The sequence below is a fragment of the Amycolatopsis sp. NPDC034160 genome, assembly GCF_055575355.1.
Window position 1 is genome coordinate 184,044 of record NZ_JBVISU010000013.1, and the last position, 15,390, is coordinate 199,433.

The window sequence follows — 15,390 nt, forward strand, 5'->3', positions numbered from 1 at the left end:
CGTGAGTGGCGATTCGGGTTCTAACCCGAATCGCCACTCACGACCCACTGGACCCACCCCTCACCGGAAGCCTCAAGACGCCACGTTTGCCCACTCCCGCGTTTAGTCCTCTAAACGCGGCAGTTCGCACCGCGAACCACCGCATTCATGAGGACTAAACGCGGTGGTCCGGGGTGCGAACTAGCGCATTTAGAGGACTAAACGCGGGGGTGGGGCGGGGTCAGGGCGTGGTCCACTTTTGGTTGGCGGCGCCGGAACAGGTCCAGAGCTGCAGCCGCGTGCCGTTCGCCGACGAGTTCCCGGTGGCGTCGAGGCACTTGTTCGCCTGCGGGTTGACGATGTCCCTCGCTCCGCTGACCGTCCACTTCTGCGCGCCGGAACCGTTGCAGTCCCACAGTTGTACAGGCGCGCCGTCGGCGGTCGAGCCGCCGGAGACGTCCATGCACTTGCCCAGCGCGCGGATCGTGCCGTCGCCGCCGACGGTCCAGTTCTGGGCGGCGTTGCCGTTGCAGTCGGTGAGCTGGATCGGCGTTCCGTTGGCGGTGTTCGCGCCCGCGACGTCGACGCATTTGCCGCCGATACCGGTGATCCGCCCGGTGTTCCCGGCGGTGTCGCTGGAATTCACCCGTACGTAGTCGACGACGAGCCGCTGCGGGAAGACGGTGCTGGAGTTCGGGTCACCCGGCCAATACCCGCCGACGGCGAGGTTCAAGATGAGGTAGAAGGGGTGGTCGAAGACCCAGCGGTTTCCGTTGAGGTCGGCAGGAGTCCTTGTCTGGTAGAGGTTTCCGTCCACGTACCACTTGATCTGGTTCGGCGCCCAGTCCACGGCGTAGGTGTGGAAGTCGTCGGAGAAGTTCGGGCCGTGGTAGGCCGCGCCGATACCGCCCGCGCCGGAGTAGCCGGGGCCGTGGAGGGTGCCGTGCACCGTGTTCGGCTCGAAGCCGACGTTCTCCATGATGTCGATCTCGCCGCTGTTGGGCCATCCGACGTTGCCGATGTCGGCGCCGAGCATCCAGAACGCGGGCCACATCCCTTGTCCGCGCGGGAGTTTCATCCGCGCTTCGAACCGGCCGTACGTCTGCGTGAACTGGCCCTGCGTGGAAAGCCTGGCCGAGGTGTACTCGCAGCGGCCGTACCAGCAGTTGTAGTTGCCGGGGTTCTCCTTCTTCGCGGTGATGACGAGGTTGCCCTGGCCGTCGAGGGCCGCGTTGTTCGTCCCGGACGTGTACCACTGGCGCTCGTGGTTGTTCACGTTGTCGCCGGTCTCGAAATGCCACTTCGAGGTGTCGATCCCGGCGCCCGCGGGGCCGTTAAAGTCGTCGGTGAAGGTGGCGGCCAAGACCGCGGCCTCGGAAACCGGAGCCTGGGTCGTGGCCGGCAGTGAACCGAGGAGGACGCCGGCGGCGAGGAGGGCCGCTGTCCGTTGAAGGACGCGGCGGATTCGCGATGAGATGGACATCGTTGTCGCCTCTCTGACCGTTGGGGACCCCGCGCGGCAGCGGACGCGGGAGAACGGAAAGCGCTTGGCAGAACTACTTTGTTGTGTCTGGCAACAAAGTATGCATGGTCTCTACCACTGCGGCAAGGCATCGACGTCGGTAATTTTCCACCTCGAATTAAGGCGGTGCGGAAGTGCTCAGGCGGCGGTGCCGCGCTTCGATCCGGCGGTCCGGGGGTCCGCGCCCTGCTCCAGGAGAGCGGCGACCGGGAGCGTGGCGGCTCCTATGGCGACGGCGTCCGGTCCGAGCCTGCCGAGTTCGATCTCGGTCTGGGCGAACACGTGCTTCAGCGCGTGCTCGCCCGCCACACGCCGGATTTCGGGCAGGTGTCCCTCGCCGAGCGCGAGCCCGGCCCAGCCGCCCAGCACGATCCGCTCCGGGTTGAACAGGTTGATCAGGTTGCCGATCCCGGCGCCGAGGTACCCCGCCGTCTCCTCCAGCACCTTGGCCGCGGTCTTGGATTTACCCGCCGACTCCAGCAGGGCGGCGAATTGCGTCTGCTCGTCCTCGCCCGCGACGGTTTTTCCGCCCCGTGCCTTGCGATAGCGCGCGAGGACACCCTCCGCGCCGACGTAGGACTCCAGGCAGCCCCGCGATCCGCAGCGGCATTCCTGTCCGCCGTAGACGATCGTCGTGTGGCCCCATTCACCCGCACTGCTGGTGGAGCCGCGGTAAGTGGTGCCGTCGGTGACCACGGCCGCGCCGACGCCGGAGCCGATCAGGACGATCACCGCGTGCCGGGCACCGCGTCCGGCACCGAACCACATTTCCCCCTGGCCCTGGGTTTTCGCGCCGTTGTCGACGAACAACGGCAGCTCGACCCCCTGCGCGCGCAGCAGCTCGGTCAGCGGGACCTCTTCCCAGCCGATGGTGGGCGCGTGCACGCGGAGTGCTTCACCTTGTTCGACGGTGCCGGGAACGCCGACGCCGACGCCGAGCACGGTCGCCTCGTCGATCCCCGATTCCGTGATCACTTCCCGGAGCCCGGACGCCACCTGGGCGACGGCCGCCGCCGCGTCGGGCCGTGGTGAGGCGAAGGGGTGCTCGACGGTGGCGATCCGGTTCATGGTGAGGTCGAACAGCTCGACCTTCACCCCGGTCTCGCCGATGTCCACGCCGGCGACATGGCCGTACGCGGGGTCGACACGGAGCAGGACGCGCGGCCTGCCGCCGTCGGACTCGACCAAGCCGGCTTCGACGATAAGGCGTTCTTCGCCGAGCTCGGCGGTCACGTTGCTGACGGTCGCGGCGCTCAAACCGGTCAGACCGCTCAATTCGTGGCGGCTGAGCGGGCCGTCGAAGTAGAGTTTCGACAGCAGGAGGGAACGGTTGTGCCGCCGCAGGTCACGGACGGTGGTGCGCTTGGCAGGCATGCGGGTACCCATCTTGTGGCGGCGAAGCTTCCAGGATGCCCCACGACCTTAGCCTCTGCCATGTATTAACTGGTGAAATAAGGCACCGGACCCACCCGATCGAAGGTGGCTCTCGCCCGGGCACCCGGCGGTAGGGCCTGCCCCACCGCCGCACCGGCGGCTCACTCCATTCTCCGCGGTACGGCCCAAGCCCTAGCGTCAGCACCGAAAAATCCTGCTGGCACGGAAAATGTGAGGGATCGGCGATGACCGTTCGAATGGAACAACGCGACCGACCGGAGACCGCGCCGCGGAAACCCTGGTGGCGGCGGCCGTGGCTGGCGCCGCTGGCCGTCGTCGTCGTGCTGTTCCTGGCGTTCTCGTTGCCGCCGTATCTGGCGATGGATCCCTCGCTGTCCCGCGTGCCGCAGCCACCGGACTTCACGTCGCACTACTGGTTCCTCGTGGGGCACGTCCTGTTCGGCACCATCGCGATGGTCGGGGCACTGATCCAGATCTGGCCGTGGTTCCGCGCCAGGTACCCGGCGGTGCACCGCAAGATCGGACGGATCTACGTATTCGCCGGTGTGCTCCCAGCGGGGCTGCTGGCGTTGACGGTCGGGGCGTTGAGCCCGTTCGGTCCGGCGACCCGGGTGGCGAACGTGCTGATGGCGGTGCTGTGGCTGGGTTGCACGTTCGCCGGCTGGCGCGCGGCACGGCAACGCCGGTTCGGTGACCACCGCCGGTGGATGGTCCGCAGTTTCGCGCTGACCATGTCGATCATCGTCAGCCGCGTGATCGGGCCGATCGCGACGATCGTGCTGCTACCGCGGATCCCCACCACGTTCGGCGGCAGCGAACTCGCCTACCAGCAGTCGGTCGCCGCGATCACGGCGTGGACGAGCGGGACGCTGGTCCTGCTCGTCACGCAGTGGTACCTCGACCGCCGTCCGGCGAAGAAGAAGAAGCCAGCGATCGCGCGATGATCGTCCGCTGGACCTCGGACGCGCCTTCGTAGATCCGCGGCGCGCGGACCTCACGGTAGAGATGTTCGAGCAGATGCCCTCGCCGCAGCGCCCGCGCGCCGTGGATCTGCACGGCGGAGTCGACGACGTACTGGGCGGTCTCGGTGGCGAACAGCTTCGCCATCGCGGCCCGCCCGGCGAGGTTCCGCTCGCCCGCGTCGTAGGCGGCGGCCGCCGCGTAGACGAGCAGCCGGGACGCCTCGGTCCTGGTCGCCATTTCGGCGAGGGTGTGCGCCACCGTCTGCTGCTTGAGCAGCGGCCCACCGAACGCGATCCGGGTCTGGGCGTGGGCGACGGCGGCGTCGAGCGCGGCCTGCGCCATGCCGACGGCGAACGCGCCGACACTCGGCCGGAACAGGTCCAGCGTCCGCATCGCGACGCCGAAACCGCGGTCCTGTTCACCGAGCAGTTCGTCCCGCTCGACCCGGACGCCGTCGAAGACGAGGGTGCCGATGGGGTGCGGGCTGACGAGATCGAGATGTTCGCCGGAAAGCCCGTCGCGATCGGCGGGGACGACGAACGCGGAGACGCCGCGTGAGCCCGCTTCCGGCGTCGTCCGGGCGAAAACGCTGTAGAAATCGGCCTCGGGGGCATTGGAGATCCACATCTTCTCGCCGGTCAGACGCCAGCCGTCGCCGTCGGGTTCGGCGGAAAGTGCCAAGGCCGCCGCGTCCGAGCCCGCGTTCGGTTCGGTCAGCGCGAAGGCGGCGACGGCGTCACCCGCGGCCACGGCCGGAACCCATTTCGAGACTTGCGAGTCCTGTCCGGACTGCAACACCGGATACGTGCCCAAGCCCTGCAGGGCCAACGCGGTCTCGGCTTCGGTGCTCTGACTGGCGAGGGATTCCCGCAGGATGCAGAGATCCGTCGCGGCGGCCTCCCGGCTCGGGCTGCCGCCGTCGACGCCGGGGAACAACCGGGAAAGCAGGCCGAGGGCGCCCATTTCCTTGAGCAGCGGCCGGTTCACCGCGCCTTCGGTGCCGGATTCGGCCAGCGGACGGAGTTTCTCGGCGCCCAGCCGTCGCACCTCGTCGGCGAAAGCCTGTTGCCGCGGGTTCAACGCGAAGGCGGTCATCGATCACTCCCAGGTCGCCAGCGGGCATGCGCCGTCCCGGATTCCCCCGACCGCAACAGCTCCAGCCGGGGTTTCGGTCCGTCAGTCCGGCCGCCCTGTGGTTTCCGGCTGCCCGCCGCGTACTGCTTCGGCCACGGCAGCGGATAGTCCTGCTCGGCGGCGGCGTGCAGTGTCCACTGTGGATCGTAAAGATGAGTCCGGCCGAGTGCGCACAGATCCGCGCGGCCCGCCAGGATGAGCGAGTTGACGTCGTCGTAGGAGGAGATCGCACCGACGGCGATCACCGCGATGCCGTATTCGCGACCGATCTCATTGCGGATCCGGTCGGCGTAAGGCGTCTGGTAGCTGCGGCCGTACCGGGGTTTCTCCTCGCTGACGACCTGGCCGGTCGAGACGTCGATCCCGGCCGCGCCGTGCTGGGCGAACGCGCGGGCGATTTCGACGGCGTCGTCGATGTCGATCCCGCCCTCGCACCAGTCCGTCGCGGAGATGCGGACCGTCATCGGCCGCTCGGCGGGCCAGGCCGCGCGGACCGCGTCGAAGACTTCGAGCGGGAAGCGCAACCGGTTCTCCAGTGAGCCGCCGTATTCGTCGGTGCGCTGATTGGTGAGCGGCGACAGGAAGGACGACAGCAGATATCCGTGCGCGCAGTGAAGTTCGAGCAGGTCGAACCCGGCTCGCGCGGCGGCGCGAGCGGAGTTCGCGAACTGGTCGCGGATCTCCGCCAGTTCGGGTTTCGTGAGTTCGCGGGGGGTCTGATTCGCTGCGCTGTACGGAATCGCGGACGGGGCGCAGATCTCCCAGTTGCCTTCGGGCAGCGGCTGGTCGATCCCTTCCCACATCAGTTTCGTCGAGCCCTTGCGGCCGGAATGCCCCAGCTGGACCCCGATCCGCGCCGGGGTGTTCTCGTGCACGAAGGCGGTGATCCTCGCCCAAGCGCGCTCTTGTTCCGGGGTGTACAGACCTCCGCAACCGGGGGTGATGCGGCCGGTCTCGGAGACGCAGACCATCTCGGTCATCACCAGTCCGGCGCCGCCGAGTGCCTTGCTGCCCAGATGTACCAAGTGGAAATCGGTCGGTACGCCGTCTTCGGAGGAGTACATGTCCATCGGCGAGACGACGACGCGGTTCGGCAGGTCCAGGTTCCCGATGCGGAACGGCTGGAACATCGGCGGCCGGGCTTTGGTATCCAAAGTGGACGCGAACCAGACGTCCAGCTCGGTGGCGAATTCGGGGTCGCGCAACTTGAGGTTGTCGTAGGTGACGCGGCGGCTGCGGGTGAGGATGTTGAACGCGAACTGCGGCGGATCCTGATGCGTGTACTGGCCCAGGTTTTCGAACCACTCCAGGCTCGCCTGCGCGGCGCGCTGGGTCGAGGTGACGACGGGACGGCGCTCGGTCTCGTACGCGCTGAGCGCGCTGCCGGTGTCGGGCTGTTCGTGGAGGCAGGCGGCGAGCGCGAGCGCGTCTTCCATGGCGAGCTTGGTGCCGGAGCCGATGGAGAAATGCGCGGTGTGCGCGGCGTCGCCGAGCAGGACGACGTTCTCGTGCCGCCAGCTCGCGCAGCGCACGGTGGCGAACGCGGTCCACTTCGAGTTGTTGGCGAACACCTGGTGCCCGTCGAGGACGTCCGCGCACAGTTCGCGGATGAGGGCGATCGACTTCTCGTCGCTTTCACCCGGCGCGAGCGAGGTCGCGGCGATCCCGCCGAACGCGCGCTGCCAGACGTCCTCGTGCAGTTCGAGGATGAACGTGCTCGCGGTGTCGCTGTAGGGATAGCCGTGGATCTGCATGATCCCGTGCGGGGTTTCCAGCACGTGGAACTTGAAGGCGTCGAAGACCAGATCCGTGCCAAGCCAGATGTACTTGCAGCGGCGGGTCTGGATGTCCGGCCGGAAGCTCTCGGCGAGGGCGGTGCGGGTCGGCGAGTTGACGCCGTCCGCCGCGACGACGAGGTCGTACTCCGCGCTCGCCTCGGCCGCGCTCGGCGCCTGGGTGCGGAACCGCACGTCCACGCCGAGTTCGGCGCAGCGCTCTTGGAGGATGCCGAGCAGCCGTTTGCGGCTCATCGCGGCGAACCCGTGCCCGCCGGAAGTGTGGACCGTGCCGCGGAAATGGACGTCGATGTCGTCCCAGCGCGCGAACTCGCGCCGCATGGCGGCGTGAACGGCCGGATCGGCGTGCTCGATGCCGCCGAGGGTCTCGTCGGAGAACACCACCCCGAACCCGAAGGTGTCGTCGGGCGCGTTGCGCTCCCAGACGGTGATCTCGTGATCGGGATGGAGCTGTTTCGCCAGCGTGGCGAAGTAGAGCCCCGCCGGGCCGCCGCCTAACACCGCGATACGCACGTCGTTCAGAGTATGTCGCGGTATGTACGACCGTCAACGATACGGGATATGCTCACCGGTATGGAGCGCATCAATCCGCCCGAGCTCGGCCGCCCTTCCGGCTTCTCACACGCTGTCGCGGCGAGCGGGCGGTTCGTCTTCCTCGCCGGTCAGACGGCGTTGGACGAGCAGAACCGCATCGTCGGCGACGGCGTGGTCGAGCAGTTCGAACGCGCGCTGTCCAACCTGCTGACCGCGTTGCGCGCGGCGGGCGGGCAGCCGTCGGACCTGTGCAGCGTGACCATCTACATCGTCGACATGGACGACTACCGCGCCCACGCGCGCGAGATCGGCGCGGTGTGGAAACGGCTGGCCGGGAGCGAATACCCCGCGATGGCGGGGATCGGCGTCAGCCGGCTTTGGGACGCCGAGGCGCTGGTCGAGGTGCAGGGTTTCGCGGTGGTCGCGTAGATGCAATGAAGGACGCTTTCATGGCGGAATTTGCCATGAAAGCGTCCTTCATTGCACGTCGGGAAGCGTGCGCGAGACGTGCGCGGCCGCGGCCTCGCCCAGCCGCGAGTGCAGCGTGAAGAAGAGGTCCGCCGCCCGGATCCCGGCCCAGCCGGACGGGAGCAGCTCGGCAGGCAGGCCAGGGTCGAGGTAGGGCAGCCGCCGCCAGTCGGTCAGCACCCGGACGTAGTCGGCGAACGCTTCGGTCTCGTCCGTGGTCTTGCGCCGCTGCCATCGGCGCAGCGCGGGCGTGTGCTCGTCGAGGAAAGCGGTGTAAAGCGCCTCGAGCTGGTCGAGGTCCCACCATTCGCGGACCTTCTTTCGCACGTCACCGAACGCGAGATGCTCGGCGTGGAAGAGATCGGCGTAACCCTCCAGTTCGAGCCGTCGAAGCATGTCGGAGGTCGCGTCGCGCAGATGCGCGGGCGCGATCCAGACGCCGGACGACGCGGTCCCGAAGCCGAGCCGGGCGAGCTGCGTGCGAAGAACGTGCCTTTTGTGCCGTTCGGCCTCCGGGACGGAAAACACCGCGAGCAGCCAGCCGTCACCAGTGGTGGCGCGTTCGCGGCGAAAGATCCGCTCGTCGCCTTCGCGCAGGATCGCCAGCGCGGTCTCGGAAAGTTCGTACCCGGCCGCCCCGTTCCGGCGGACGGCGGAAAGGATCCCGCGCCGCTTCAACCGGGAGATCGACGACCGGACGGCGGGCTCCTCGACGTCCACACCGGCCAGCAGGTCGATCAGGGACCGGATCGAAAGCCAGCCGCCTTCGCCGCGCGAGTACAGGCCGTACACGGTCACGATGAGCTGGCGCGGTTGCGCCGTTCGCCCCGCGCCGTCGACTTCGGTTGTGTCCGACACGGCCGTCACCCGGTCACCATAACAACCGGTTACGTGCGCAGGCAGGAGATCCAGAGGTCCATACGGTAACGAAGGGAGGTGCCTGAGGCCGTATTCGCAACCCATCCCGCGCGGATTTCGGCGTCTCCTGCGAGGAACACCGCAGTCAGCCTGCGCATTTCCCGGGGCGACCGCATAGCCCCGATTCTAGCCCTCGTCGTCCGACGCTGGCGGTTGCCGCGTGTGGGCGAGCTGGGCCTGTCCTCGCCCGGTCCCGGCCCTGCGGGGTTGCGGGGCACCGGCCGTCCTCTTTCGACGCGAAGGCAGTAGAGCTGGTAAACACGATTCTTCGAAGGCGCCGATGCCCACTCGCTGCCGGGGCGTCGGCGTTTCGGCCGTGACCGAAGTGTTCCGCACTTAACGTCACGATATGGAGAATCCGCTGATCGAAGCCCCCGTTCCGCCGGTGCCCCACGACGTCGAGCCGGGTGGTGTCCGGTGGCTGCGGGCGAACGTCGCCCGGTTCAGCCGTCCGGAGGACCACTCGCGGCGGCGCGCGTTCGTGCTCGCGGACTTGGCGTCGATGGGGTCCCTGCGGAACAAGGCCTTCGCGCTGACCCGGGAACTACGGCACGAAACGGTCGACCGGATCGTGTGGACGGTCCCGGTCGCCGTGCTGGCGGCCGAGCTCGGGTTGCCGGACGTTTCCCGCGACATCGCAACGGTTTCCGCCTGCTACCACCCGCATACCGAACCCGGCGCCGACGCCGACGAGGCCATGGCGCGGCTGATCGAGGTCTGCGGCGGCGACGTCGACGAGCGGACGGCCGCGCGGATCGGGCTTTTGGTGCAGGCCTGCGACGCCACGGCCAAGCTCCTCACCAAGGCGTTGACCGCGCACCGGTCCGGCGAGGACGCCGCGAGCCTGCTCGATCGCGTGCTGCGGGAGGATCCACCGGTCCGGATCACCCGGCGGTGGGTCGGCGACGAGGTCGTCGAGGTGGATCTCTCGGCCCGGCCGTTCGGAGCAGGGCCGAAGCAGTGCCCGGGGCAGGCGCAGGCACTCGCGGTGGCCACGGGAATTCTCGACGTCCTCCTGTGCTAATACTTACCCCGGTCATCTGGAACTGGGGAGTTTTCCATGCTGTATTTCAACGGTCTATTCGGCGTTCTCACGCTCGGCCTGTGGATTTTCTGCGTCGTCGACGTGATCACCACCGACGAGGGCTCGTGTCGCAACATGCCGAAGGGAATGTGGCTCCTGCTGGTGCTGCTGGTCCCGCTGATCGGCTCGATCGTCTGGCTGGTCGCCGGCCGTCCGCAGCATGCCGCCCGCGGCCCGCGCGGCCGCTACGAGCGCGAGTCCCCGGCGTTCCCGGAATACGACCGGCCCGGCCGCTTCGCCGCGACGAGTCCTGAGAACGACGAAGAGTTCCTGCGCAAGTGCCGTGAGCGCGCCGAAGCGCAGCGCCGCAAGGCCCGCGAGAGTGGCTCTGAGTAGCCTCGGTGGGGAGATCGACTCTGGAGGAAAGAATGTCCGACACGCTCGACTGGAACAAGAACATCATCAAGGAGTTCCGCGAGAACGAGGGGAAGGTGGGCGGCCCGTTCGAGGGTGGCTCCCTGCTGCTGCTCACCACCATCGGCGCGAAGAGCGGCGAGCCGCGGACGTCGCCGCTCGCGTACGCGGAGGAAGACGGCAAGTACGTCATCGCCGCGTCGTACGCCGGTGCCGACAAGAACCCGGCCTGGTACCACAACATCCTGGCGAACCCGAAGGTCACCGTCGAGGTCGGCACGGAGAAGTTCGAGGCGACCGCGACAGTCGTCCTCGAAGACCGCGCCGAGCGCGACAGGCTCTACGCCAAGATGGTCAGCCTCATGCCGGGCTTCGCCGACTACGAGAAGAAGACCGACCGGGTCATCCCGATCGTCACGCTTTCCCGCTGACCCGTCGCATTTAGTCCTCTGAATGCGGTAGTTGCCCACGCCGACTACCGCGTTCAGAGGACGAAACGCGGGCGTCAGCGTGCGGCGCTGGATGCTTCGACGGCGGCGCTGGGTGCCTTGAGTTCGGCCTCGGCCGCACGCAGGGCTTTGCGCTCCTGGCGGCGCGCGATCAGCTTCTTGCCGGTGGTGATCATCGGCTGCTCGACCCAGCGGTGAATCAGGTCCGCGATCCCCAGCCCGACCGCGAACACGGTCAGCGCGCTGATCATCCGGTGCTCGCTTAGCGGCGGGATCGCCGCGACCACGACGAAGTGCACCGGACCCTGCAGCAGGTAGAGCGAGTACGACCGTTCACCGACGAAGCGCATCGCCTTGGTCGCCAGCAGCCAGCGCAGCGGCCCCGGCGAGACCAGCACGACCAGCAACAACGCCGAAAGCAGACCGTAGGCGATCAGCAGACCGAGGTTGCTGTCGCTCTTCCGCCACAGGCTTTCCATGTTGACGTGCAGAACGGCGAACGCGCCGAACACCGGGATCGCCGCGAGCGGGTGGGTCAGCGGTTTGACCACCGCGTAGGACCGGCGGTAGTGCATCGCGACCGCCAGCACGCAGCCGATCAGCAGGATCGCGTAATGCACGGTCGACCGGTAGATCGGCACCTGCTGCTCGCCGAGCACCCAGCCGCTGGTGACGCCGACCAGGCCGGCCATCAACGCGAAAGCGGCGATCGCCAGCGCCAGTTTGCGCCAGGCCGCGGCCAGCCCGACGGCGCCCGCGACCACCAGCAGGAACGGCCAGAACAGATAGAACTTCTCCTCGATGCCCAGCGTCCACGAGCCGCTGAAGAAGTTGTCCGCGCCGTTCGGCTTGCTGCCGGGCAGGAACTCGTTGAAGAACGTCAAGTAGTACTTGAGCGCGTGCGGGAACTCGCGGGCGAAGAACTCGCCGCGCAGCCACACGAACACGATGATCCCGCCGAGGATCACCAGGTACGGCGGCAGGATCCGGAACACGCGGCGCAGATAGAACGCCGAAAGCGAGATCCGTCCCGTCCGGTCCTGTTCACGCAGCAGCAGCGTCGTGATCAGGAACCCGGACAGCACGAAGAAGATGTAGACACCCACCCAGCCCGAAAGCCAGTCCCACTTCGGACCCGCGAAGTGGAAGAGGATCACGATGGTGGCCGCGATGGCGCGCAGCCCGTCGAGCGCGGGGAAGCGACGCATGGCGAGGAACTCGTCATGGCCCAATGTGCGCACAGTGCCCCCTAATGGCGGTGTCGGCCCGGAAGTATACGGGGACCGCCCACTGTGCCTTCGCCCCGGATGGAGGCCTTCTACCTGCGGATTTCGGAGATCACCCAGCGTCACGCGCCGGTTCGACGTTATGCGTCAGCCGGAACCGGTTCGCCGGGTCGACGGCCGCCTTGACCTCGGCGAGGCGCCGCAGATCCGCCGGGGAGTACACCTTGGCCGCTTCCTCGCCCGCGCCGCTCTCGCCGTAGACGAAGGTCAGCAGCTTGCCGGTCGACCAGGGCCGCAGCGCGTCGAACAGCTTCCCGTGCGCGGCCTTGATCTCGGATAGCCCCGCGTCGTCCACTACGGACAGTGCGCGGACGGTGAAGGCGGCTTCACGGTCCCAGTCGACGCCGGGGTGCTCGGGCGCGTCGGACAGTGCGCCGCCGAGCAGGTCCAGCAGGATGACGGTCGGTACCGGGGCGCCGGGACCGGCGTGTTCGAGGATCGCGTCGAGCATCGTGTCGTTCAGTTCGGACACGGTGACGTTGTCGGCGCGGTAGCCGTGCGGGAACGGCGGCTCGTTCGCGATCGAGCCGGATTCGGTGAAGGGAATCTCGGCGAGCGTGTCACCCAGCACCGGGGCGGCGGCGCGCAACGGCGCGACGAGCCGTTCGCCCTCGGTGGCGTCGCCGAGGTAGGCGACCCGGATCTGGGCGACGTGCTTGCCGCGCAGCGGTTCCGGCACCATCGGCAGATCCGGCATCGGGACCATGCCCAGCGACGACGTCATCTCGCGGGGCATCTCGGCCGCCCAGTCGCGCCAGGCGCGAAGCACCGTCGCCAGCGACTCGGTGCCGAACTGCAGGCTCCCGCCATACAGATGGGTGACCGGGACGAGCCGGAATTCGAGCGCGGTGACGATCCCGAAGTTGTCGCGGCCGCCGCGCAGTGCCCAGAACAGGTCCTGCTCGGTGTCCGCGGTGGCGCGCCGGAGTTCGCCGTCGGCGGTCACTACCTCGACGGCGGTGACGTGGTCGGCGGCGAGGCCGTACTTGCGCCCGAGCAGGCTGAACCCGCCGCCGAGGGTGTAGCCGACGACGCCGACGCCGGGGAACGAACCGCTCAGCGGCGCGAACCCGTGCTCGGCGGCCGCCTCGATGACCGCTCCCCAGCGCACGCCGGCGTCGACCCTGGCGATCTCGCCGTCGACGCGGATCCCGGTCATGCGGTGGGTGGTGACCAGCACGCCGCCGTCGAAGGGGACGCCCACGCCGTGACCGGTCGAGTGGACGGCGACCGGGAGGTCGTGTTCGGCGGCGTATCGGACCGCCTCGACGACGTCGGCGGCCGAAGTGGCGGCCACGATCACATCCGGGCGCCGGGATACCGCGGTCTGGAAGCCGGTGAGTTCGTCGTCGTAGCCGGAGTCGCCGGGACGGAGCATCGTGGTCATGCGACCAGCCTGGTCTCGATTCGGCCAGAAGTCCAAGATCTAGTTTGTCTGGTAACTAGAATCGCCGGTTATGGAACTGCGTCAGCTCGAATACTTCGTCGCGGTGGCGGAGGAGGCCAACTTCACCCGCGCGGCCGAGCGACTGCACGTCGCCCAGCCCGGCGTCAGCGCCCAGATCCGCCGTCTCGAACGCGAACTCGGGCAGCCGCTGCTCGACCGGTCGGCCCGCGCGGTGCGGCTGACCGAGGTCGGCGCGGCCGCGCTGCCGCACGCGCGGGCCGCGCTCGCCGCCGTCGCGGGAGTACGGCAGGCGGTCGATGAACTCACCGGCCTGGTCCGCGGCCAGGTTTCGATGGGCATGGTGTCCTCGCGTGGCCCGGTCAACCTGCCGGATCTGCTGGCGCGGTTCCACGAACGCCACCCCGCGGTGGACATCACGCTCGCCGAGGCGACCTCCGACATCCTGCTCGCGGGCGTCGCCGACGGCCGATTCGACGTCGCGCTGATCGGGCTGTCGGGCGAACCGCCGCCGGGGATCGGCTTCGAGGTCGTCCTCGACGAACCGCTGGTCGCCATTTCGGGGCCGGACGATCCGCTCACCTCGCGAGCGACGATCACGCTGTCGGAATTGGAGAGCCGGTCCCTGGTGAGCCTGCCGAAGGGCACCGGAATGCGGGCGATCGTCGACGCGGCCTTCCTCGCCGACAGCGCGCAGCCGAGGGTGACCCTGGAGGCGGGCGACCCGAACGTCGTCGCCGAACTGGTCGGCCGCGGGCTCGGCGTCGCCGTGGTCCCGATGTCGCTGGCGACCTACTACACGAAACTGCACGCCATGGAGATCACCCGGCCCGCCGGGCTGCGGGCGAAACTGGCGCTGGCCTGGCGGACGGAGGGGCCGGTCAGCCCCGCCGCCCGCGTGTTCATCAGTCAGGCGCGGGCTCTGCTCGCGTTGTGAGCCTCCACAGCGAGGTCACCTCCTTCGCGCGCGCGGCGTGCAGCGGATCGCGCGGATCGGTGGCCCGCGGATGCTCCGGCCGGGTGCTCTCGCGTCCCACGACTTCGAGCCCGGAGCGCTGGAACGCCGCGAGCAGCTGGTCACGCGTGCGCAGGCCCAGCAGTTCGGCGAGGTCGGACAGGATCAGCCAGGCCTCTCCGCCGGGGCTGAGATGCCGAGGGAGCCGGTCAAGGAAGGCGTGGAGCATCCGGCTGCCCGGGTCGTAAACGGCCCGTTCGAGCGAGGTGTGCGCGCGGGCGGGCAGCCAGGGCGGGTTGCAGACGATCAGCGGCGCGCGTCCCGGCGGGAACAAATCCGTTTCGAGGGTTTCGATGCCCTCGAAGCCAAGTCTTTCGAAATTCTCGCGGGCGCAGGCGAGCGCGCGAGGCTCGGTGTCCGTCGCCACCACTCGTCTTACCCCGCGATGAGCGAGGACCGCGGCGAGCACGCCGGTCCCGGTGCCGATGTCGAAGGCCAGTTCCGTGGCGGGCAACGGGGTTTTCGCCACCAGGTCGACGTACTCGCCGCGGATGGGGGAGAAGACCCCGTGATGCGGATGGATCTTCGCGCCGAGCGCCGGGATCTCGACGCCCTTGACCCGCCACTCGTGCGCGCCGACCACGCCGAGCAGTTCGGGCAAGGACACCAGCGACGCGGCTTCCGACGGCCCGTAGACCTCGGTGCAGGCCGCGCGGACATCCGGACCGCGACGCAGCGGCAGGACGTGTCCCGGGTCCAGCGGGACCAGCAGCCTGCCGAGGATCCGCGCTCGGCGTGCTTGGTGGTTTCGCTTGTCCTGAAACGATTTCCCGGTCGTCGACGGACAACGGCGGCCCATCGCGGCGAGCAGGTTCCGGGCGTTCGGGAAATCGCCGTGCCAGGTGAGACCGGTGCCTGACACGGCGAGCCGATACGCCTCGTCGGCGGTGAGTTCGTCGCCGACTTCGACGACGCGGCGTGGCGGATTCGTACCGGTGGTGGTCAGCCAGCGCCGACCACCACCGTCCATCATGGACTGAGAGTTCATGGCTTTCCGTTCCTGTTTCCGCTCGCGGCGAAGAGGCCCGCGGGCGTTGTTCCGTCGGGCGTTTCAGGAACGGCGGCTAGTGAACGGCCGCGGCATGAAC

Annotated in this window: 14 protein-coding genes; 6 read left to right on the top strand and 8 right to left on the bottom strand. The window is 68.5% G+C overall.

Annotated features, from left to right (window positions below):
* Window positions 1–220: 220 nt before the first annotated feature.
* Together ACZ54P_RS25180 and ACZ54P_RS25185 are read right to left on the bottom strand one after the other, a co-directional pair.
* Window positions 221–1,462, bottom strand: coding sequence for an RICIN domain-containing protein (locus ACZ54P_RS25180; protein WP_465464008.1), 1,242 nt, complete (start codon window positions 1,460–1,462; stop codon window positions 221–223).
* Between the two features lie 177 nt (window positions 1,463–1,639).
* Entirely contained in the window at window positions 1,640–2,887 is a 1,248-nt protein-coding gene (locus ACZ54P_RS25185; RefSeq protein WP_465464009.1) for an ROK family transcriptional regulator, read from the bottom strand.
* A 233-nt stretch (window positions 2,888–3,120) separates the two neighbouring features.
* On the opposite strand from ACZ54P_RS25185, the gene ACZ54P_RS25190 reads away from it, so the two are divergent.
* The gene (locus ACZ54P_RS25190) at window positions 3,121–3,840 is read left to right on the top strand and encodes a DUF2306 domain-containing protein (protein WP_465464010.1); all 720 of its coding nucleotides are present in this window, start codon (window positions 3,121–3,123) and stop codon (window positions 3,838–3,840) included.
* Here the strand turns inward: ACZ54P_RS25190 and ACZ54P_RS25195 are convergent.
* Complete coding sequence (locus tag ACZ54P_RS25195; protein WP_465464011.1) at window positions 3,779–4,954, bottom strand: acyl-CoA dehydrogenase family protein; 1,176 nt, start codon at window positions 4,952–4,954, stop codon at window positions 3,779–3,781. The genes ACZ54P_RS25190 and ACZ54P_RS25195 overlap by 62 nt on opposite strands.
* Entirely contained in the window at window positions 4,951–7,302 is a 2,352-nt protein-coding gene (locus ACZ54P_RS25200) for a bifunctional salicylyl-CoA 5-hydroxylase/oxidoreductase (protein WP_465464012.1), read from the bottom strand. Before ACZ54P_RS25200 ends, ACZ54P_RS25195 begins: the two co-directional genes overlap by 4 nt.
* Before the next feature lie 48 nt (window positions 7,303–7,350).
* On the opposite strand from ACZ54P_RS25200, the gene ACZ54P_RS25205 reads away from it, so the two are divergent.
* Window positions 7,351–7,752 carry a RidA family protein gene (locus tag ACZ54P_RS25205; protein WP_465464013.1) on the top strand — a complete coding sequence of 134 codons (402 nt, stop codon included), beginning with the start codon at window positions 7,351–7,353 and terminating at the stop codon, window positions 7,750–7,752.
* 48 nt (window positions 7,753–7,800) lie between these two features.
* Here the strand turns inward: ACZ54P_RS25205 and ACZ54P_RS25210 are convergent, their stop codons facing one another.
* The gene (locus tag ACZ54P_RS25210) at window positions 7,801–8,658 is read right to left on the bottom strand and encodes a PaaX family transcriptional regulator (RefSeq protein WP_465464014.1); all 858 of its coding nucleotides are present in this window, start codon (window positions 8,656–8,658) and stop codon (window positions 7,801–7,803) included.
* Between the two features lie 400 nt (window positions 8,659–9,058).
* Here ACZ54P_RS25210 and ACZ54P_RS25215 point away from each other — a divergent pair, with 400 nt between their 5' ends.
* Genes ACZ54P_RS25215 through ACZ54P_RS25225 form a run of 3 tightly spaced genes read left to right on the top strand, consistent with a single transcriptional unit; the run spans window position 9,059 to window position 10,578 of the window.
* Window positions 9,059–9,733 (top strand): cytochrome P450 family protein, encoded by a 675-nt coding sequence (locus ACZ54P_RS25215; RefSeq protein WP_465464015.1) that lies wholly within the window; start codon window positions 9,059–9,061, stop codon window positions 9,731–9,733.
* 36 nt (window positions 9,734–9,769) lie between these two features.
* Complete coding sequence (locus ACZ54P_RS25220; protein WP_465464016.1) at window positions 9,770–10,129, top strand: PLDc N-terminal domain-containing protein; 360 nt, start codon at window positions 9,770–9,772, stop codon at window positions 10,127–10,129.
* A gap of 32 nt (window positions 10,130–10,161) precedes the next feature.
* Window positions 10,162–10,578 (top strand): nitroreductase family deazaflavin-dependent oxidoreductase, encoded by a 417-nt coding sequence (locus ACZ54P_RS25225; protein WP_465464017.1) that lies wholly within the window; start codon window positions 10,162–10,164, stop codon window positions 10,576–10,578.
* A 74-nt stretch (window positions 10,579–10,652) separates the two neighbouring features.
* On the opposite strand, the gene ACZ54P_RS25230 is transcribed toward ACZ54P_RS25225, so the two are convergent.
* Both ACZ54P_RS25230 and ACZ54P_RS25235 read right to left on the bottom strand, forming a co-directional pair.
* Window positions 10,653–11,837 carry an acyltransferase family protein gene (locus tag ACZ54P_RS25230; protein WP_465464018.1) on the bottom strand — a complete coding sequence of 395 codons (1,185 nt, stop codon included), beginning with the start codon at window positions 11,835–11,837 and terminating at the stop codon, window positions 10,653–10,655.
* A gap of 97 nt (window positions 11,838–11,934) precedes the next feature.
* Complete coding sequence (locus tag ACZ54P_RS25235; protein ID WP_465464019.1) at window positions 11,935–13,269, bottom strand: FAD-binding oxidoreductase; 1,335 nt, start codon at window positions 13,267–13,269, stop codon at window positions 11,935–11,937.
* A gap of 70 nt (window positions 13,270–13,339) precedes the next feature.
* On the opposite strand from ACZ54P_RS25235, the gene ACZ54P_RS25240 reads away from it, so the two are divergent.
* Window positions 13,340–14,224, top strand: coding sequence for a LysR family transcriptional regulator (locus tag ACZ54P_RS25240; protein ID WP_465464020.1), 885 nt, complete (start codon window positions 13,340–13,342; stop codon window positions 14,222–14,224).
* On the opposite strand, the gene ACZ54P_RS25245 is transcribed toward ACZ54P_RS25240, so the two are convergent.
* The gene (locus ACZ54P_RS25245) at window positions 14,193–15,290 is read right to left on the bottom strand and encodes a methyltransferase (RefSeq protein ID WP_465464021.1); all 1,098 of its coding nucleotides are present in this window, start codon (window positions 15,288–15,290) and stop codon (window positions 14,193–14,195) included. The two genes, ACZ54P_RS25240 and ACZ54P_RS25245, sit on opposite strands and share 32 nt — an antisense overlap.
* Between the last annotated feature and the right edge of the window lie 100 nt (window positions 15,291–15,390).

Bases quoted from the DNA above. Each gene is read 5' to 3' on its own strand.
- ACZ54P_RS25180 (WP_465464008.1), bottom strand. From the start codon at position 1,462: ATGTCCATCTCATCGCGAATCCGCCGCGTCCTTCAACGGACAGCGGCC.
- ACZ54P_RS25185 (WP_465464009.1), bottom strand. From the start codon at position 2,887: ATGGGTACCCGCATGCCTGCCAAGCGCACCACCGTCCGTGACCTGCGG.
- ACZ54P_RS25190 (WP_465464010.1), top strand. From the start codon at position 3,121: ATGACCGTTCGAATGGAACAACGCGACCGACCGGAGACCGCGCCGCGG.
- ACZ54P_RS25195 (WP_465464011.1), bottom strand. From the start codon at position 4,954: ATGACCGCCTTCGCGTTGAACCCGCGGCAACAGGCTTTCGCCGACGAG.
- ACZ54P_RS25205 (WP_465464013.1), top strand. From the start codon at position 7,351: ATGCTCACCGGTATGGAGCGCATCAATCCGCCCGAGCTCGGCCGCCCT.
- ACZ54P_RS25215 (WP_465464015.1), top strand. From the start codon at position 9,059: ATGGAGAATCCGCTGATCGAAGCCCCCGTTCCGCCGGTGCCCCACGAC.
- ACZ54P_RS25220 (WP_465464016.1), top strand. From the start codon at position 9,770: ATGCTGTATTTCAACGGTCTATTCGGCGTTCTCACGCTCGGCCTGTGG.
- ACZ54P_RS25225 (WP_465464017.1), top strand. From the start codon at position 10,162: ATGTCCGACACGCTCGACTGGAACAAGAACATCATCAAGGAGTTCCGC.
- ACZ54P_RS25235 (WP_465464019.1), bottom strand. From the start codon at position 13,269: ATGACCACGATGCTCCGTCCCGGCGACTCCGGCTACGACGACGAACTC.
- ACZ54P_RS25240 (WP_465464020.1), top strand. From the start codon at position 13,340: ATGGAACTGCGTCAGCTCGAATACTTCGTCGCGGTGGCGGAGGAGGCC.
- ACZ54P_RS25245 (WP_465464021.1), bottom strand. From the start codon at position 15,290: ATGAACTCTCAGTCCATGATGGACGGTGGTGGTCGGCGCTGGCTGACC.